Source organism: Sphingobacterium sp. SGG-5, assembly GCF_011043525.1.
Lineage (GTDB): Bacteria > Bacteroidota > Bacteroidia > Sphingobacteriales > Sphingobacteriaceae > Sphingobacterium.
Genome location: NZ_JAAKGO010000004.1, coordinates 163,983 through 183,661, shown reverse-complemented (window position 1 = coordinate 183,661; position 19,679 = coordinate 163,983). Strand labels below are relative to the sequence as shown.

Here is a 19,679-nt window from a genome sequence, read left to right as displayed (position 1 = left end):
GGTGGTCTAAATATACATTTTAATTATCAATTGATTGCTCCCTTTTTTGTTTTTAATATCTACAGAACCCGAATAAATGGCAATTCTGTTGCTAACTATAAAGAATAAATCCGAATAGGTCACAAATGTTTCGACCTTATCCAAATGTGGATCCAAGAATCCATCCAGGCAGATACATGTCATTTTGTTCTTAATCAGTAACCGCAGGTGGAGCTCACGGGATTGCTGATGCAGAAAGTCTTGACGGAATATATCTTGTATAACACGAAAGCAACAGAGTTGAAAGCCCGGACTTTTCGTGCTTATCTGTGGATCGATCTTATACTTTATGACTGTACTTTCTCTCCGAAAACGGAAAATCAATTCCTCCACAGCTGCTAAGAACCCGGTATTCTGTAGTACAGTTGGATGGAGATCGTTCGCCACATCCGAAAGGTTATAAATAACATCACGAAGCGTTTCTTTTATGGGCAAGATGCGGTCTTCGTGGCCATGGGTTAACATAAAATGCTGTAAGTTCATCCGAATTCCAAATAGATCCTGCGCAATACTGTTACGTAATGTCACACCTGTCTTTTCCAATACTTCCTCATACATCCTCAGAATGCAAGCATGGATATCTTCATCTTCTTCCGTTATCGGGTTGATTCGGAGATCCCTAGTGTTCGAAAAGACAATCGTATAACGGTTTTCGGACTTTCGCTTCCATTTCTTTGTGTACAATGAAACCCAACGGGACTTGTACCCCTCACAATGCAGTTGGATATAGGATAATATACTCCATTTGTCAAACCCGATTTGTCGCATAAAATGTACTATCCGTTCCTTTTCGTTTTTTATAAACAAGTCAAACAAAGACTTCCCTAATAGAGTACTGCTTTTGCTATGACCGAAAAGCTTGCCGATCGGACCGTCTGCCTCCAGTATAGAAAACGCCGGGTCTATGATGATATTGCCTAACGAACTTTTTTGGGATAAAAACTTATTCCACTTATAATCTCTTTGCGTATGATCGCCTAATATCTTTTGTATGGTACCGTCACCACTGACAGTAGCGTATTGATTTTTTTCCTCCATTCAACATTTTTTTAATACGTTTTCAATAGTGGGCGTTACACGTTGAGATACCATATTGACACAAAAATCAAACCTAATATAAACCGTTTAATACGCGTTATTTAATGGATATTTGCGACTTATACGCGTTTAGGATGTAATATATACGTAAACAACTTAGATTATTAATTGTTTGAGCGGTTTTTAAATGGTCACCCGCCCACCTGTCGCAGGGATAGTAGCTCCAGATATATAGGAAGCTGCAGGCGTAGCGAGAAACACATAGATCGGCGCAATCTCAATCGGTTGCCCTGGCCTTCCTATGGGCGTGTTGGCTCCAAACTTTTCGTGATCGGGAATAGTACTGGGAATCAAAGGTGTCCATACCGGTCCCGGAGCTACTGCATTGACCCGTATACCAGAGCCATCCTCGAGAAACAGTTGCGCAAGGCTGGCTGTAAAATTTTGGATCGCTCCCTTTGACGCAGCGTAGGGAAGCAAGGTAGGATTGGGATCGTACGCATTGACAGAAGTGGTATTGATAATGGATCCCCCGGGTGGAATGTGAGACTTCGCATGTTTGACGAGATAGAACATAGCGCTCATATTTGTTTCGAACGTCTTATTCCATTCTTCTGCACTGATATCTTCGACATGTTTGTATGTCATCTGATAGGCTGCGTTGTTGACCAAAATATCTACTTTTCCAAATTGCTTAACACAGGTCTGCACGATATGCTGACAATGCTCTTCATTACGTATATCACCCCGTATCAATACGCCCTTTCTGCCGGCTTTCTCTACCCAACGAAGGGTGTCTTGTGCATCTTCATCTTCGATTTCATCCTTATAAGAAATGACAATGTCTGCACCTTCCCTAGCCATTGTTATTGCGATTGCTTTTCCAATACCGGAATCACCACCGGTTATGATAACAGCCTTGTCTGTAAGCAGGTTATTTCCTTTATAGGAGTCCTCGCCATGATCGGCTTTAGGTTCTAATGCTCCTTCTATACCCGGAACTTCTTGATCTTGCTTTTTAAACGGCGGTGTCGGATATCCTGTTGTAGGATTCTTCTGGTTTTCCATTTCCATTAGCTATCTTTTTTGATGTGTAGGATATAACAAATGGCAAACAAAAAAGATTATACAATAATAACAACCGTTATAAACACGTATCTCAGAGCGCAAAAACACACGCGCAACCGTATTTATAGCAAAGGATTTGAGAGTAGCGTATACTTTTAGCTTCTTTTTAAATTTTTAAAACTATTAGCCGCAAAACAGGTTATTTATAATAGCAGTATGCTCTGCCAACACCTATGATCTATTACTACAATTTAAGATGTCAAAAAAAAGGACAATTATTATTTCAAATCGACTGCCTATACGCATCGAAAAGCGTGACGGCGTATTACATTTCATACCAAGCGAGGGCGGCCTTGCCACAGGACTTGGTTCTATTTACAAACAAAAGGAAAATGTGTGGGTCGGATGGCCGGGATATATCCCAGAAGATGAAGAGGAAAAGAGACGAATTACCGATGAACTGGAACAGTTGAACTTAATTCCGGTTTTCCTAAACGAAGAAGAAATACAAGGTTATTATGAAGGCTTCTCCAATGAGATCCTATGGCCTATCTTCCACTATATCTTATCTTATGCTGTTTTTAACAAAGAATATTGGATGACGTACAAGCACGTCAACACGATATTCTGTGAAGCCGCATTGCGCTTGAATCTCACGCTGAAGGACGAAATCTGGATTCACGATTACCAATTGATGCTGCTCCCACAATTGATACGTCAACACCATGAATTGCTTTCTATTGGTTATTTTCAACATATTCCTTTTCCGGCCGATGAGATATTCCGTTGTATTCCCTGGCGGGACGAACTTCTGGAGGGGCTTCTTGGTGCAGATTTGGTCGCCTTTCATACGTATAACGACGCGCAACATTTTCTCAACGCTTGTATTCATATTTTAGGGCTCTCCTATACGAATAATAGCGTGCAGGTACGGGATCGCCAGATCTTCATCGAAGTTTTCCCCATGGGGATTGACTTTGACAAATTTGATACACTTGCCCAAGACCCATCGATTCATGAAAAGTCGATTTCACTAAAAGAGCATTTTCACAATCGAAAGATCATCTTGTCCATTGATCGATTAGATTACAGTAAAGGTATTATAGAAAGGCTACAAGCATATGAGAATTTATTACAACTCTATCCTGAACTTCGCGACAAGGTCGTATTGTATATGCTGGTCGTACCTTCTCGGGATACCGTGCCACAATATAAAGCGCTGTTGGATGAAGTCGATCGTATGGTAGGACACATCAATGCAGTTTACGGTTTCAACGAATGGACGCCTATTGCCTATTTTTACAACTCCCTACCCGTTGAGGAACTGTCGGCCTTGTATGTAGCGGCAGATATTTGCCTGGTAACGTCACTACGGGACGGCATGAATCTAGTCTGTAAGGAGTATGTTGCCAGCAAGGCCCAAAGCTTGGAAGGGGTTTTGATCTTAAGCGAACTTGCCGGAGCAGCCAAAGAACTGACGGATAGTATTCTTATTAATCCAAATGCAATTGACGATATTACATATGCCATACATTTAGCTATTCACATGCCACTGGAAGAGCAGCGAAAACGAATGGAAAAGAATGTGGAAATTGTCAAAAAATTCAACATTTACCACTGGGTAAAAATCTTTTTCCTCCGCCTACGCGAAATAAAGAGCATTCAACACAAACGTATTTCCCGTAAGATTCATCCTGAACTCCTAAAAAAGCTCATGGAAGAATACCAATCCAGCCAACGGCGTATATTTTTCCTGGACTATGACGGCACCCTCGTCGGCTTTAAAAAAGATGCGGAGAAAGCTCAGCCAACGGATAGGATATATAAACTACTCGACGCACTACAACAGCCATCAGCCAACCAGATTGTGATTATCAGTGGACGCTCTTACACTTCTCTAAATCAATGGTTTAATACGAAAGATTACTTTCTGGTGGCCGAACACGGAGCCTGGAGCAACTACCCTACGCATCAATGGGAAAGTAAACATCATTTGACGACACGCTGGAAAACGCCCGTAAAACGTATTATGGATAAATTCGTCAACTTGACTCCGGGCGCGCTAATCGAAGAAAAAAGCTTTTCACTCGCCTGGCACTACCGAAGGGTACAAACGGGGCTCGGGCAAATGCGCTCGCAGGAACTTATTGAAAGCCTACGATATTTGTTGCCCCAATATGACCTACAATTACTGAATGGCGACAAGGTTATCGAAATCAAAAGCAATGCGTTGAATAAAGGGAAATCGGCAATGGATATCGTGCGCGACTTCAATCCCGATTTTATATTTGCCATTGGTGACGATTCGACGGACGAGGATATGTTTTACGAATTGCCCGATACGGCCGTTACTGTCAAAGTCGGCAACAAAAATTCAGCGGCTAAATATTATGTAGAGACCCAGGAAGACGCAGTCGAATTAATTGATTATTTTGTACAGCAGCAATCAGAAAACGAGTAATGAACACAAAGAAACACACCTATGATAGCGGAATTATAGGCAATTGCGCTTATATCGCCCATATCGAAAAAAATAGTAATGTCAATTGGCTTTGTTGGCCGTCCTTTGAGGATTCTTTCGTTTTTGGGGGACTTCTGGATGATGAGCGTGGGGGACAATTTAGTATTCTGCCGCAAGGAGAAATCCAACAATCGAAACAATACTATATCGAAAACAGCAACATTTTATGTACAAAGATCGAAAGCCAGGACGGGAGCTATCTCATCACCGATTTTGCTCCTCGCTTCGAACAATATGAGCGTTATTACAAACCGTTGATGCTCATTCGGAAAGTTGAACCCCTGTCTGGACATCCTAAAATACGTGTCACCTGCACCCCTACTTATCAATATGGCGAGCAACGGCTGGCAAAAAACCGGGGGAGTAACCATATTCAGTTTGAAGGCACACACATCAAGATGCGGCTCGTTACCAACATGCCGATAAGCCATTTCTTCGACAACTTCAGTTATTTATTGAGTGAACCTGTCTATCTGATACTGACTTTTGGTAGTTCCTTCGAAGCCCCGATAGCACGGACTGCCGAGGACTTTCTGGTGCGCACTAAATTATACTGGAACAAGTGGGTGAAAAATGCATCTATTCCGGCCTTTTACCAAAAGGAAGTCATACGGTCGGCATTGGTCCTTAAACTGCATCAATATGAAGATACGGGCGCAATTATCGCTGCAAGTACCACAAGCTTGCCCGAATATCCCGGTTCGGGAAGAAACTGGGACTATCGCTTTTGCTGGGTTCGGGATAGTTATTATGTACTGACAGCACTGAGCCATATCGGTCACTTCGAAGAAATGGAAAAATATGCGGCGTATATTGCGAACATTACACAGTCGGACTCGGGAAGATTGCAACCGCTGTATGGAATTATGGGCCAAGCTAAACTCACGGAAAAAACCTTAGATTATCTCAAAGGATATCGGGACAACCAACCTATACGGATAGGAAATCAGGCCTTTGAACACGTACAAAATGATGTATATGGACAGGCGATGATTGCGCTTCTCCCCCTCTTCACCGATTATAGGTTCAGATATCAAAATCTGGCATCGGCGAAGGAATGGACGACATTTATCCTGAATAAAATAACCCTGACGATTGATGAGGAGGATGCGGGGATATGGGAATTTAGAAATTTCGAAAATCGACATTGTTACTCCAATTTATTTCAATGGGCCGGTGCTTCCGCTGCACTCAAAATAGCCAAGCAATATAAGCTTGAAGATATTGAAGAGCAGGCTCAACGCCTCCGTGAACGAGCAGCAGAACACATAGAAAGCTGCTTCGACAGCGAAAATGGTGTGTATACCAATGCAACGGATAGCCAAAATCTGGACGCCTCCACCCTACAGCTGATCATGATGAAGTATCTCGATCCGACATCAGAAAAAGCACAACGGCATCTAGCGGCACTGGAAAGCGAACTGAAAGGAGAACAAGGTTTATTTTATAGATATCTTCACAAAGATGATTTTGGCAAACCGAAATCAACATTTTTGGTCTGTGCATTTTGGTATGTAGAAGCATTAGCTTGTGTAGGACGACTCGATGAAGCCCAAGAAGTTTTCAAACAGTTGCTCTCTTTCGGTAATCACCTGATGTTATTCAGCGAAGATATCGATGATCATGACGGTAGCCAGTGGGGTAACTTTCCGCAGACGTATAGTCATGTGGGATTAGTAAATGCGGCTTATCGGATTGCGATGAAATTGGACAATCCTACTTTCTTTGATAACCTTAACGAATAAAAAAACAGTAAACAACGGTGTTGTCTACTGTTTTTCACTTATTAAATCAAACTAGATAGCTACATTACTAATTCACCTTTATTTGCACTTTTCTTTGCAATATCGGTGAGCAATTCGTCTGTCATTTTCTCTTGGTCCAATATTTCCCGTAATATCTGGGCTACTTCATCATGTTGCATAAGCTCGGCGTATGTAGCCATGCACCCATAGGACGCAATCTCATAATGCTCTATCTTTTGTGCTGCTGAAATTAAGGCCGCGTCCGAGGCCTCGCTACCTTCAAAGTCTGATTCGATTTCTTCTGCTTCCTTTATCAGACCTTCCATCGCTTTGCATTTTTTACCGCGTGCCGGTATTTGCAAATGCTCAAAAGCCTCTTTCAACTTTTCAATATGAGTTTCTGTTTCCTCATGGTGTTTTTCGAAAGCGGCACGGAGATCTTCGTTCTGGCTCGCTTTAGACAACTTCATCAAACCCTTCAACAATTGACGCTCTGCATTGAGCATATCTTTCATCTCATCCACTAATAACTCATGCAAATGGCTGTTAGGCATACTGTTTTTGTCTTGTTTAGTGTTCTTTTCCATAATACTACCTGATTTTTATTTGTTATGTCAATATAAAACATGTGAAATTCAGGATCGTTCACAAGATTTACAAAGTGAGTACTAACACGTGTTAAACAAAATTATCTGCTATAAAAAACAGGTGTTTTTTCCGGTCATTACGGTCTGATTTTTGAATTCGATATACAACGGAATATTCCGCAAACTTAAAATCTTACGGTCATGGCAAAGAATCATGGAAAACAGATCAAAGACGATGAGAAATACGAGGCTTTACGCCGCGAAGGAGCAAGTAAAGAAAAGGCAGCCCGCATCGCCAACACGCCGAATGCAGGAAAGAAAGGTGGCAAAAGCAAGCCACTTGATGAGCGAACAAAAGATCAACTACTCGCCGAAGCAAAAAAAATTGGAATTAAGGGACGGCATAGCATGACCAAAGGCGAACTCACCGATGCCATACGTCATCACTGATCCGCGCGGCTAGCACTATCAACTTTTGTACTATCTGCACGTGCTGTATCCAATGGGTCGTAGAGCGTTACATCATTTGAATTTAGGTTGTAACGTTGTTTGTCCATTTCTGTTACCGCACCCGGATCCCCTGCACTTCCTTTATCTTCCGTATTCGAATGGCAGGCCACTAGGCCAAGAGATAAAAAAATAACGCCTATGAAGTATGTCAATTTATCCATAACTGTTTTGTTTTTCTAATAATTTAAAAACAACCAAACAGTCCAGACGTTCTATATTAAAAAAAATACCGTATTTATACCCATAAAACCCCGGCTCACTACGCGGATTTTCAAGAATAAATACTTGTTTCACTATATTACGAATACAATATCCAATAGATTGTATTATTTTTAGTCCCGTGAAAAACATAAGGCGGTGACAAAGACGCTACATCCATCTATGAAAGATATAAGTTCGTTTTCTATATCTCATTTACAAGATTTTGGATATCTGATTGTGGCAAACACGCAGTTGGATATACTTGGGATAAGTGAATGTGCACGTGTATGGGCAGATGAAGATCCAGAGAAAATTTTAGGCAGTTCGCTTGAAATCTTCTTTCATAAAATTTTTAATATTTCCAGTTACAGCTTTATGCAGGTCATCAGCGAGCTAACGGAAAATAGAATCCCACGCCAGATTATTACCAAGAAAATCGACAATCAGCTCTATTACTTCAAATTGAGTTTATGCGACGAACTACTTTATATTGAATGGGAGAAGCAACAAAAGAAACACATCTTGTCGTCCAAGATGAATGAGTTGGGCTTCCTGTTCGATCACTCCTATCCCACGGATTGGAAATTCGTTTGTAGCGCGTTAAATAGGCTACTGAATTTTGATAGGGTATTCGTTTTACAAGTATTGGAAACAGGTCATAGTAAGGTTATTGCGGAACATGCGGCCAATGGCAAACTGCTGTTTCATAAAAAGGAGTTTTCGCAACGTTTTATGCCGCCGTCAGTCCTCTCTTACTATGAAACACAATCCTATCGATATATTCCAGATCTTGCCCGATCATCACAGCAATTTTATACAACAGATGATTCGTTGAATATGCTGTTGAGCCAACTGGTCTGCCCGCCTGAACTTCATGAATTATACCTCAAAAATATAGGGGTAAATGCGGCTCTTTTCTTTCCGCTCTTTATCAACGACCAGTTTTGGGGGCTTGTAATCGCACACAACGACAAACCAAAGAAAGTCGATTTACAGAAACGGAAACTGTGCTCCTTTATCGTACAAAATGCAATGAGCAAATATGAAAATTTGGTCAAACAGGGGCTTTTGGATTTTAATCAGCAAATCTTGCAGACAGAGATCGTCTTCAAAGAGAAGCTGGCGACTAATAAAACGGTAAACTGCGCTATGGTAAATAACATGGACTTGCTGATGCAGATGACCAAAGCAGACGGTTTAGCAGTATACCATCAAGGGGATCTGTTCTTCCATGGATCGTGCCCGAAAACAAATCAGTTTTACGAGATTATCCATTATATCCAAAAAACAACCGATAAAACTATATTCAAAGACTATAATTTCAAACTCAATCATGGGCAATTTATTTCGGAAGATCTCCCTTTTGCAGGGCTACTGTCTTATATGGTAGGTAAAGATAAAGATCATTATTTGGTATGGTTCCGGAAAGAGACGGTTTCTACAATAACGCAGATGGAAGTTCGCGAAGGCATAATACATATATGGGAGGAGTCCATTCGTGATTCGGCTATTCCCTGGGATGGAAGTGAGCTGAATTTTGTGCAATGTCTACACCGGATTGTCAATGAATCCATTATTTATAAAACCAAGGAAAAATCTTTACTAACCGAAGAACTCCTTGCTATGAACAATGAGTTGGAAATGTTTACTTTCACATTGTCCCATGACCTTAAAAACCCTTTATCCATTCTAAAAATGGGCTTGCAGTTTTTGGAAGTATCGGACTCGACTTTACCTGCCGAAAAACGTATGCATTGGTATAAAAACCTATTAGGTAGTATCCTTAATATTGAAGATATCATCAACAACATCGTCACGGTTAGTCAAAACAAGACGACTGCCATGGCGAAGGACCCGGTGCCGATGTCTTATACAATCCGTAAGCTTTCTCAGGAAATGACTATGCTTTATCATACCGAGCAATGTCAATTTCACTTTGGAAAGCTCTTTCCTTTATGGGGAGAAAAAAGTGCACTGTATCAGGTATTCCTGAATTTAATCGGAAACGCTGTAAAATATTCCAGTTCAAAACAAAAACCACAAATCTGGATCGATAGCCTGCAAGACGAAAAAGAGGTATGCTATAGCATTAAAGATAATGGCATAGGCATACCTCCAAATTCATTACCTCACATCTTTGATATGTTTTCACGTGCACATAATACACAACATTTTCAAGGATCGGGTATCGGATTATCTCTAGTCAAAAGAATTATGGACCGTCTGGGTGGAAAGATAGAAATTCACTCCCAGGAAGCCGAAGGAACGGAAATAAAATTATATTTCCCGCTCGTATCTGATTTTCCATCGTCCATGCTTTTGGAAAACTAAGGCAACCCATCTACAACATGTTATTCCATGCGATCCAGCCACGCCTCGACTTCTTCTCTGGTCTTTCCGGTGGTTTTTTGTATACGACCTAATAATTCGTCTTCTTTTCCTTCTTCGTACAAAAGATCATCGTCAGTAAAGTCAGCATATTGTTGTTTTACTTTTCCTTTAAGCTCGTTCCAACGGCCTTTCCATGTTAATTTGTTCATAATATTCTCCTTTATTTAAATGTTCGTTTCCTTAATAACAAAATGCTTGATGCTTAGTTGACTGCAAGCTATAAATTCAGGTATTTATCACGTGGGATAGCGGATTAGTACTGAATTTTGGATTTTACGAAGTCATGTTACAACCATATCCTCCTATCTGTTGTTATTATCTTGTAATCTTTAACATTCACGCATAAATAAAAAACATGAAAATCGCCATTATAGGCACATACCCACCCAGACAGTGCGGTATTGCTACCTTCACTTCCGATCTTTACAAATCTCTTGCACATTCTTCCGAGGAGAAACCGACTATTGTTGCCCTATCGGATGGTAGTGAGTCCTACTTCCCGACGGAAGTTTCCATTGTCATCGAAAAGGATAAAAAAGAATCATACCGACGAGCTGCCACGCTTATCAACACTTTTGATGTCTGTATTATCCAACACGAATATGGGATATTTGGCGGCGATGCCGGAAACTACATTGTTGACCTTGCGCAATCGCTGACCATTCCGGTCATAAGCAATCTACATACGGTATTATCGGAACCTAATCCCGAGGAAAGAAAGGTGTTAAGACAACTTGCCCAGTATAGTGATAAGGTAACTGTCATGACGAAGCGCGCCGTGGAAATGCTTAACCATATTTATCATATAGACCGAACAAAAATTGCACTCATACCACATGGTGTTCCGCAATTTAGTTATAAACAGACAGACGCCAAGAAAAGCTTAGGATTGGAAAACAAAAAAGTGATGTTAAGTTTTGGTTTCTTAGGCCCAAACAAAGGTCTTGAAACGGCTATCGACGCTGTCTCAACCGTGGAGTGTCCCGATTTTGTGTATATTATCTTAGGCTCTACACATCCTAATATTCTTCGAAAAGAAGGTGAAGCCTACCGACGGTCCTTGCAGGAAAAAGCCGAAGACTTGGGAATAGCCAACAAAATTTTATTTATTAATGAATTTGCCTCGGAAGATCTGTTAGTACAGTACTTAAGTGCCTGCGACATCTATGTAACGCCCTATCCACACGAAAATCAGATCAGCAGCGGAACACTTTCCTTCGCTATCGGTGCCGGTGCGGCAGTGCTTTCTACACCTTACTGGTATGCCAAGGATTTATTGGATGAAGATCGGGGATTATTGTTCGACTTTAAAGATACCGCGGCCCTATCGACATTGATCAATCAGCTTTTAACGAACCCGATTCTATTAGCGAAATACCGCCGGAATGCGGCAAGCTATGGTCGACACATGAGTTGGACAAATGTAGGCAAGATGCAGCTCAACCTTATTCATGAGCTCTTATCACCCCCTATCTTTATTTCGGCAGTAGGGCGTCCTCTTCCTTTAGCGTTGAAGTCCGGGCAAAATAAGCTATCGTCTTAATGGCAAGATCAGCAGCTACACCCTTCTTCGATATACCCACACTAAAAGTTCATATCCCCGGCTTACCGGATATGAATCTTTCGCATATCCAACGGCTTACAAACAACGTCGGAATTATGCAACACGCCCGATATGCAACACCAAACTATCATCATGGCTACTGTCTGGATGATAATGCACGTGCATTGATGTTGACGTCAATGATATACGAGCTGTGGCCATCGAACGAAATAAAGAATCTGATGAGTACTTATCTGGCCTACATCAACTATATGCAGGCAGAAGATGGAAAGTTTAGAAATTTTTTATCATTCGATCATCAATTTTTGGATGAGGAAGGTACCGAAGATAGCTTTGGCCGTACAATCTGGGCGCTTGGCACATTACTCCGAATCACAACGTTAAACGATTTCATTCCACTCAGCCGGGAACTGTTTATTAAAGCATTGCCCCATATCACACAATTGAGGTCGCCACGTGCAGTAGCCTACAGTTTATTAGGCTTGCTTCATTATGACCAACGCCATCCTCAAGACAAGGAAGTCTGGGGGGCTATAAAATCATTATCCTATTATTTAGTCGATGAATATCGCCAAAACTCCTATGGAAAATGGTATTGGTACGAAAAGATTATAACCTATGACAACGCGGTCATACCACTTAGTTTACTCCGTTCCGCGCAGTTATTAGAAGATGACGCTATGTTGAAGATCGGGCTACAAAGTGCAGGATTCTTAGATTCATTGCTCTTTGAAAACGATTATCTTTCTACTATAGGAAACAAAGAATGGTATTTCCATGATGGTATTCGCAGTACGTTTGGCCAACAAGCTGTGGAGATCCCCTCCATTATCCTGCTTTATAAGCAGCTATGCCGTATGACACAGGAGGCCGGGTACAGCCAGCGTATGCTTGACTCCTTTGCCTGGTTCTTCGGAAAAAATATACTTGGCTTATCAGTTTACGATAAAGGAACCGGGGGTTGCCACGACGGTCTGGATAGTCATGGTGTGAACATGAATCAAGGGGCAGAAAGTACGATGAGCTTCTGGTTGGCCTACATATATATGTGCAGCTCTTTTAACTGATCTTATTGGTCATCAACACTTCCAACAAATCATCTAAAGGAATAGTTGCATAGGTAGAAGCATGATCTGACATCGCATAGGGAATAATTAAATGGCCATTGTGCAGCATCTGCCCACAAGAATAGACCACGTTAGGTACATATCCTTCTCGCTCCTCCGCATTCGGATAAAGGAGTGGTTTATTGAGTTTTCCAATGACCTTAGTGGGATCATCAAGATCCAACAGGATCGCACCTATAGTATACTCCCGCATAGGGCCAACACTATGTGTCAGGACGATCCAGCCTTTTGGTGTCTCGATCGGTGAACCACAATTGCCCTGTTGTACAAACTCCCATGGAAATTCCGGCTCTTTAAGCAGAGTTACATCCTGATGCCAATTGATAATATCTTCTGAAAATGCGATATAATTATTCTCACCATCTATCCGACATAACATCGCATATTTTCCATGTATCTTGCGCGGAAAAAGAGCAGGTCCTTTATTGGCAATCTTGCCGTTGATAGGCTGTACTTTAAAATGTACAAAATCCTTTGTGGATAAAAGCTTGGGCAGGATTGTAAGTCCGTCGTATGCAGTATAGGTGGCATAATATGTGGTTTTCCCTTTTTCATTGGTAAACTTGACGAAACGAGCATCTTCTATACCGTTTTTTTCCGTCGCAGCTAAAGGAAATATGACGCGCTCGGATATCGATGTATCCAGGGAATAGGTCATTTCGTAATGCGACGATGCAAGCCACATGATATGTTTCATCAGGGTCAACCCTTCAAGATCCAAGTCATTTTCCACCTGTATCTCCGATACAAAACGCCGGAGTTCTTCATAGGTAAAGGTCTCGGTAAACTTCGCATTAATAAGAGCCAACATGTCTTCTTCCGGATCGTGTATCTGCAATAGCTTTTCGATAAAATCGGCCTTCTGATAAGCATGACTTTTAAATTGCTCTGGTTTTTCTAATAGCTTTCCGACCTCATCCAATTGTATATTCAGGTGCTTATCAATAATAGCCGAGCGGAATACGATTGAGGAAACATGCCCTTCTCCCGTAGCCCGAAAGCTGAGAATGATACGTTTCTCCCCATCTTTGAGCTGCGTTTGATCCGGTGCTTCGACAACCGAAGGATTAAAAAAGGCAGCGGCTTCCACAGAATATTCCATCGTAAAATATGCACCTATCAAGAGCTTATCGTGCGCAGAGAAAACCCAGTCTTTTAACTGTGCTTCAGGCACTTGTTCTACCGCACGTTTATAGTTTCTTTTCCAGATATCGATGATGCTTCGATGGCGCTTTGAAAAATTGCGTAGTAATTGATTGAGCGTCTCTTGTTTCTGCTGTTTATCCATAGCTAAAATCCGGTTAACAACCCGTATCGTGCGGGATAATCCCAGATTAAAATAGCGCGCCAGTACACGCTTGGAGTCAGGTTTAAAGAACACATTTTTACGATTAACATGTAAACTCATATAAGGATACTTTCTTTAATAACGATATTCGAACAAATTTTGTTTGCTTCTTTTCTTTCTAATATGTCCTTATCGATACTGTTATGATGATTCTTCCGGCGTAGCCGTCTTGTATCTGCGTTGGATAATGGCTTTGATCTGATTATGCCAGGTTATAATATTGCCGATGATGAGTGCTTCTTTCATGCCACTTTTAAAACGTGTTTTCATAATACGTTTAACCAGCATATGCCCTACCTCGCCATTTTCCTTTACCCGCCCCAAAAGACGCATGGAAATAAATGCCATCAACGAAGCAAAAAGGAACAGAAAATTCCATTCATGGAGATAAAGCAACTTTCCTGCGGACTGAAGTTCGGGGGATATCCACTCAATCGTAATACGAAGTTCCCGCTCGTCGAATATATCGACCAATATACCTCCGATGATAGGCCCTAAGGCTGCAAATAAAGAAGAAACAATATTTTTCATGGAGATAAAAACAACAGCATCCTGTTTGGGGGCTAATTTAAGCCCGATATTGGTTAGCGCTAAGTTAATTCCCGCCGTGGATATACCGGTAAATACGTGAATGATAAAAAGGAGCCCGAGATTAAGTATGTTTCTCGAATATATTCCTACAAAAATCCACAGTAAGATACAGACGATATAGATTGGAGCTGAAAGCATAATAATACTTTTGTTGCTGTAGCGATCCGACAACCTTCCCCATTGATACAAGGTAAGTACGCTGAATAATTGAGACACAACGGTCAGAAAGATGACAACCGTCATAGACAAACCGAGACTCTTTAACATAAAAACGATAAAAAAAGGGATCGCTAGATTAATGGAGAAGGTCCATGCGGCATTAAAAATTAACAATCGGCGAAAATTGACGTTTTTAAGTGGTAAGACCAACAACTGTAATAAATTCCCTTCGCTCATAGAAGAATAAGGTTCTGGAGCGCGGGATAGGAAAAAAGTCCCTATTAAACCAATAAGACCGGCAGTAGCAAAATAAAAAGCATACAATGCAAACATATTGTCAGGCATGTTTGCTTGAACGTAATCGGCTAATACAGCGACAAACAAACTGAGAATAATATTGACAATCTGCATATATCTACTTCTTTTTGAAAAGTAAGAACCTAACTGATCTTCAGGTACTAAGTCTTTAATCCATGAATTCCATCCTGCCCCACCCACAGAACTAAAGAAATAATGAACAAACATACAAAGCATCAGCAGGTAAATACTCGATTTGTCAGGAAGGTAGAGCATAATAGCTACAATAATTAATGGAAGACGAGCCAAAAAAACAGAAGAAACGGTTATTAATCTGCGGTTAGGATAATACCGCATCCATATAATCGATAAAAGCTGCGCCAGATTTGTTAATGTGGGAAAGGCTGCCAGTAACCCAATCTGAAAGTTTGAAGCGCCTAAAAGTAAGGCAACAGCTACCAAGAAAACACCGCTGGTAAGGCAAACCACCACTTCGGAGGCCAAACCATCTATAATGACCATCTTTAATCCTTTATCTACCTGTTCTTTATGTAAATGCGTTTCTGGTGCCAGCATGAATGTATTTATTTCACCTTCATGAACACTTAAGGTACAATGTTCGTTCGCCATCCTTTTATTTCGGTATAAAAAAGACAACCCATCGTATTTATCTTTTTCTTTTCAGGTATTTAACGAACAACCAAAACCTAAAAGTCAATGTTCATACTGTACACAATTTAAAACACAAGAAAATGAGAAGAGAAACGAACAATGCTACGAAGAGACTAGGTCTGGTGGTAGCTATTTCATTGGTCCAAAATAATCCAGGCATGCCAGGAGAAGACGATGATATCCCCTATTCTTCACAACCGACCGAAGAATCTGCTGGTCAGGAGCCTATAGAGAATTTACCTCCTGAGCAACCAGATGTCTATCCGTTGGAAAGAGATGAAGAGACTGACATCGATGAAATCGAAGAAAACGAGCCTATGGAGTCTCCCGAAATTGACGAAATTGAAAGACCGGAACCGGATATCGAGGAAATTAACCCCGACAGAGATCCGGAAATAGATACGGGTTATGGAGAGGAGGAGTAAATTGTGATAGCTGAACATCAAAGGCCTCGGATTCTTACCTGGAATATTCATGGTTCGTATCTTTATTATCTTTCACTAGGCGATTATATTATTTACGTGCCATACAACGAGCAGCGCTCTGACCGTTATGCTGGCCGAGGAACAACTTTCCCATTTGGAAACAACGTTATTGAAATTCCGGCGCATGAAATAAAAGGTATTGAATTTGATCTTATTCTTTTTCAGGCCGACGAAAATTATCTTATCGATCAACATGAATTACTATCGGAAAGCCAGCGTACCCTGCCCAAGATCTATATCGAACATGATCCTCCATGGGGACATCCTACTGATGAGGTACATCCAATAAAGGATAAAAATATCACGCTGGTTCATGTAACGCACTATAATCGCCTGATGTGGAAGGCTGATCTCCCAGATATACGCGTTATCTGTCACGGTGTGACAGTAGGCCCTGTTACCTATCATGGTACGATAAAAAAAGGGATCGTCGTCATTAATAACTTGCCCTCAAGAGGAAGGATGTTGGGATTAGATATTTTCAATAAAGTGCGCGAGGTCATACCGTTGGATCTGGTGGGCATGGGATCCGAAGATTATGGTATAGGTGAAGTTCTCCATCCTCAGCTGCCCGCCTTCATGAGTCAATATCGTTTTTTCTTTAACCCGATACGATATACGAGCTTAGGTCTTTCGGTATGTGAAGCTATGATGATTGGAATGCCGGTTGTGGGTCTGGCGTGTACAGAACTACCTACCGTGATAAAAAATGAAGCATCCGGATTCGTGCATAATGACATAAATTATTTAATAGATAAGATGAGCCTGTTACTGGATGTACCGTCCGTGGCCTATGATATTAGCTATGCGGCGAGTCAACGAGCTAAAGAACTCTTTGCTATCGAAAGGTTTACAACAGAATGGCGTCAATTATTCATCGAAAAAATTAACAGTGCTATAAAAGAACAATAACATGAGAAAGAAAATTGCCTTTATCAGTGACCATGCTTCTCCCCTTTCTACTTTAGGTGGTGTAGACAGCGGTGGACAGAATGTATATGTGGCCGAGGTTGCCCGAAGTTTGGCCACTATGGGATATTTTGTTGATATATACACCCGAAGAGAACAGACCGAAATAGCCGAAGTGGTAGATTTCGCCCCCGGAGTTCGCGTTATCCACATTACCGCCGGACCGCCAACACCTATACCCAAGGAAGAGCTCTTTATCTACATGACCGAGTTCAGCGAACAGATGATTAATTTTATAGATGAAGAACAACTTGATTACGACCTTGTGCACGCGCACTTTTGGCTGTCGGGAATGGTAGCGATGGATATAAAGAGACAGTTGAATATCCCTTTCGTGATTACCTTCCATGCCCTAGGTGCTGTGCGCAGAATACACCAAGGTGAGGCCGACAAATTTCCAAAACAGCGTGAGCAAATCGAGCAGGAAATTATCTGGCATGCGGAAAAAATAATTGCAGAATGCCCGAACGATATGAAAGACCTGATGGAGCTCTACTATGCCCCACAGGAAAAACTTGAAATCATCCCTTGTGGATTCAATCCATCAGATTTTTATCCTATACCAAAGGATGAAGCGAAAGAAACACTCGGCCTGGCTCCCCACTACCAATATGTGTTGCAGTTGGGTAGAATTGTCCCCCGCAAGGGTATTGATAATGTCATAGAGGCCTTCGCTCATATTCATCAGGATATGCCGCTGTTAAGATTGCTTATCGTCGGTGGCAATGCAGAAGAAAAGCCAATTGATACAGAAATGGAACGTCTGCAAAACCTCTGCCGTGAAAAGGGTGTAGAACAACAGGTGATGTTCACCGGAAATAAAGAACGCGAAATTCTTAAATATTATTACAGCGCATCGGATATCTTCATTACTACACCCTGGTATGAACCCTTTGGAATTACACCCTTGGAGGCCATGGCCTGCGGCACGCCGGTCATTGGATCAGATGTAGGCGGAATCGCATTCACTGTTCGAAAAAATGAAACCGGCAAACTGGTGCCACCCAAACGTCCGGAATTATTGGCAAAGGAAATGTTATCGCTGCTGACGAACAAAAATCAGCTGAAAACTATGAGTAAACAGGCTATCGAATATGTTCGTAATACATTTACCTGGAAAACTGTTAGTGAACAGATCGGCGAGTTGTACGAAAAGATCATTCCAGTATGTCGGGATAAAAAGAAACTCCAACACCTGAAAGAGTATTTTCATCAGGCGTCACAGACATTCATCAAAGCTGCCGAGGTCTTGCCGCAGCAAATTGCTACTGTTGCAGAGGAAATGTGTCAGGTATTAGCGACCGACCGTAAGATTTTAATATGTGGAAACGGAGGAAGCGCTGCGGAAAGCCAACATTTTGTCGCGGAGTTGGTGGGACGATTCGAAATCCCCAAAAGAGCGGGGTATGCGGTCATGTCACTCAATACCGACAATGCAGTCTTAACAGCGTGGGCCAATGACTTCGGTTACGACCACGTCTTCCAACGTCAGGTCCAATCATTGGGCAACTCCGGTGATATGTTGATCTGTCTAAGCACAAGCGGCAACTCACCCAATATTATTCATGCGTTGAAAGAGGCAAACGATAAGGGTATGGTTACCGTCAACCTCTTAGGCAAGGATGGCGGAAAAGCAGCACAATATGCGGACATCAATATCGTTGTCCCTTCTGAAGACACCGGACGTATCCAAGAAGTTCATCTCCATATTATCCATCAGCTTTGCTGGCTCGTGGAAAACCAAATGGAGGAAATGGTTCCGGCGAAACAAGACAAAAAAATAAGTAAACTCATCGCATAAACTATGTATAAAGCGGTCTTTTTAGACAAAGATGGTACGTTAGTAAAAGATGTTCCCTATAATGTGGCCATCGAAAAGATTAAGTTCTATCCGGATATATTTCGCCCACTGCAACAATTATGTCAGGCAGGCTATAAATTGATCGTAATCAGCAACCAATCTGGTATATCTAAAGGATATTTTATCGAATCGGAGCTGATAAGGGCTTTTGATTTCCTGACTACATATCTAGGCGGTCATGCTATTCCGATAATAGACTATTATTATTGTCCACATGCTGAGGGACTAAAGGAACCGGAATGCACGTGCCGGAAACCACAACCGGGTTTACTTATGCAAGCGGCACAGGAACATGCAATTGATTTATCCAACTCCTGGATGATCGGCGATATCATGGCCGACGTTGCCGCCGGAAATGCCGCTGGATGCAAAACCATACTGCTGGATAGAGACCAACACTATCGGACAGAGGTCGAGAGCACCATATATGCTCATCGCCCAGACTACGTATGTGGAGATTTTTTCGACGTATGGAGTACAATTATAAATGACAAAAATTAAACGCT

17 protein-coding genes are annotated in these 19,679 nt (G+C 41.6%); 10 read left to right on the top strand and 7 right to left on the bottom strand.

What is annotated here, in order from left to right; genetic code table 11:
- Positions 1 to 6 precede the first annotated feature (6 nt).
- Positions 7 to 1,077, bottom strand: a complete 1,071-nt coding sequence (locus G5B30_RS07295; RefSeq protein WP_165319318.1) for a hypothetical protein — start codon at positions 1,075 to 1,077, stop codon at positions 7 to 9.
- A gap of 183 nt (positions 1,078 to 1,260) precedes the next feature.
- Entirely contained in the window at positions 1,261 to 2,151 is an 891-nt protein-coding gene (locus G5B30_RS07290) for an SDR family oxidoreductase (protein WP_240903135.1), read from the bottom strand.
- 250 nt (positions 2,152 to 2,401) lie between these two features.
- Here G5B30_RS07290 and G5B30_RS07285 point away from each other — a divergent pair, with 250 nt between their 5' ends.
- Complete coding sequence (locus G5B30_RS07285; RefSeq protein WP_165319317.1) at positions 2,402 to 4,606, top strand: bifunctional alpha,alpha-trehalose-phosphate synthase (UDP-forming)/trehalose-phosphatase; 2,205 nt, start codon at positions 2,402 to 2,404, stop codon at positions 4,604 to 4,606.
- The gene (locus G5B30_RS07280) at positions 4,606 to 6,411 is read left to right on the top strand and encodes a glycoside hydrolase family 15 protein (RefSeq protein WP_165319316.1); all 1,806 of its coding nucleotides are present in this window, start codon (positions 4,606 to 4,608) and stop codon (positions 6,409 to 6,411) included. Before G5B30_RS07285 ends, G5B30_RS07280 begins: the two co-directional genes overlap by 1 nt.
- Positions 6,412 to 6,470: 59 nt before the next feature.
- Here the strand turns inward: G5B30_RS07280 and G5B30_RS07275 are convergent, their stop codons facing one another.
- Entirely contained in the window at positions 6,471 to 6,998 is a 528-nt protein-coding gene (locus G5B30_RS07275) for a ferritin-like domain-containing protein (protein WP_165319315.1), read from the bottom strand.
- Positions 6,999 to 7,199: 201 nt separating this feature from the next.
- On the opposite strand from G5B30_RS07275, the gene G5B30_RS07270 reads away from it, so the two are divergent.
- Complete coding sequence (locus G5B30_RS07270; protein WP_165319314.1) at positions 7,200 to 7,448, top strand: Rho termination factor; 249 nt, start codon at positions 7,200 to 7,202, stop codon at positions 7,446 to 7,448.
- On the opposite strand, the gene G5B30_RS07265 is transcribed toward G5B30_RS07270, so the two are convergent.
- The gene (locus G5B30_RS07265; protein WP_165319313.1) at positions 7,442 to 7,669 is read right to left on the bottom strand and encodes a hypothetical protein; all 228 of its coding nucleotides are present in this window, start codon (positions 7,667 to 7,669) and stop codon (positions 7,442 to 7,444) included. The two genes, G5B30_RS07270 and G5B30_RS07265, sit on opposite strands and share 7 nt — an antisense overlap.
- A gap of 220 nt (positions 7,670 to 7,889) precedes the next feature.
- Between G5B30_RS07265 and G5B30_RS07260 the strand changes: the two genes are divergently transcribed.
- On the top strand, positions 7,890 to 10,040 hold the full coding sequence (locus G5B30_RS07260) for a sensor histidine kinase (RefSeq protein ID WP_165319312.1): 2,151 nt from the start codon (positions 7,890 to 7,892) through the stop codon (positions 10,038 to 10,040).
- Positions 10,041 to 10,060: 20 nt separating this feature from the next.
- On the opposite strand, the gene G5B30_RS07255 is transcribed toward G5B30_RS07260, so the two are convergent.
- Positions 10,061 to 10,249, bottom strand: a complete 189-nt coding sequence (locus G5B30_RS07255) for a CsbD family protein (RefSeq protein ID WP_165319311.1) — start codon at positions 10,247 to 10,249, stop codon at positions 10,061 to 10,063.
- 206 nt (positions 10,250 to 10,455) lie between these two features.
- On the opposite strand from G5B30_RS07255, the gene G5B30_RS07250 reads away from it, so the two are divergent.
- Positions 10,456 to 11,643 (top strand): glycosyltransferase family 4 protein, encoded by a 1,188-nt coding sequence (locus G5B30_RS07250; protein WP_165319310.1) that lies wholly within the window; start codon positions 10,456 to 10,458, stop codon positions 11,641 to 11,643.
- The gene (locus G5B30_RS07245; protein ID WP_165319309.1) at positions 11,643 to 12,731 is read left to right on the top strand and encodes a hypothetical protein; all 1,089 of its coding nucleotides are present in this window, start codon (positions 11,643 to 11,645) and stop codon (positions 12,729 to 12,731) included. The genes G5B30_RS07250 and G5B30_RS07245 overlap by 1 nt, the downstream gene beginning before the upstream one ends.
- On the opposite strand, the gene G5B30_RS07240 is transcribed toward G5B30_RS07245, so the two are convergent.
- Positions 12,724 to 14,199 carry a glycoside hydrolase family 130 protein gene (locus G5B30_RS07240; protein ID WP_165319308.1) on the bottom strand — a complete coding sequence of 492 codons (1,476 nt, stop codon included), beginning with the start codon at positions 14,197 to 14,199 and terminating at the stop codon, positions 12,724 to 12,726. The two genes, G5B30_RS07245 and G5B30_RS07240, sit on opposite strands and share 8 nt — an antisense overlap.
- Before the next feature lie 81 nt (positions 14,200 to 14,280).
- Positions 14,281 to 15,816 carry an MFS transporter gene (locus G5B30_RS07235; RefSeq protein ID WP_240903134.1) on the bottom strand — a complete coding sequence of 512 codons (1,536 nt, stop codon included), beginning with the start codon at positions 15,814 to 15,816 and terminating at the stop codon, positions 14,281 to 14,283.
- A 122-nt stretch (positions 15,817 to 15,938) separates the two neighbouring features.
- Here G5B30_RS07235 and G5B30_RS07230 point away from each other — a divergent pair, with 122 nt between their 5' ends.
- The 4 genes from G5B30_RS07230 to G5B30_RS07215 are packed head-to-tail and all read left to right on the top strand — an operon-like array spanning position 15,939 to position 19,674.
- Complete coding sequence (locus G5B30_RS07230; RefSeq protein ID WP_165319307.1) at positions 15,939 to 16,283, top strand: hypothetical protein; 345 nt, start codon at positions 15,939 to 15,941, stop codon at positions 16,281 to 16,283.
- Between the two features lie 3 nt (positions 16,284 to 16,286).
- Positions 16,287 to 17,255 carry a glycosyltransferase gene (locus tag G5B30_RS17545; RefSeq protein WP_317164329.1) on the top strand — a complete coding sequence of 323 codons (969 nt, stop codon included), beginning with the start codon at positions 16,287 to 16,289 and terminating at the stop codon, positions 17,253 to 17,255.
- 1 nt (position 17,256) lies between these two features.
- On the top strand, positions 17,257 to 19,113 hold the full coding sequence (locus G5B30_RS07220; protein WP_165319306.1) for a glycosyltransferase: 1,857 nt from the start codon (positions 17,257 to 17,259) through the stop codon (positions 19,111 to 19,113).
- Positions 19,114 to 19,116: 3 nt separating this feature from the next.
- Positions 19,117 to 19,674, top strand: coding sequence for a D-glycero-alpha-D-manno-heptose-1,7-bisphosphate 7-phosphatase (locus tag G5B30_RS07215; protein WP_165319305.1), 558 nt, complete (start codon positions 19,117 to 19,119; stop codon positions 19,672 to 19,674).
- Positions 19,675 to 19,679: the final 5 nt, after the last annotated feature.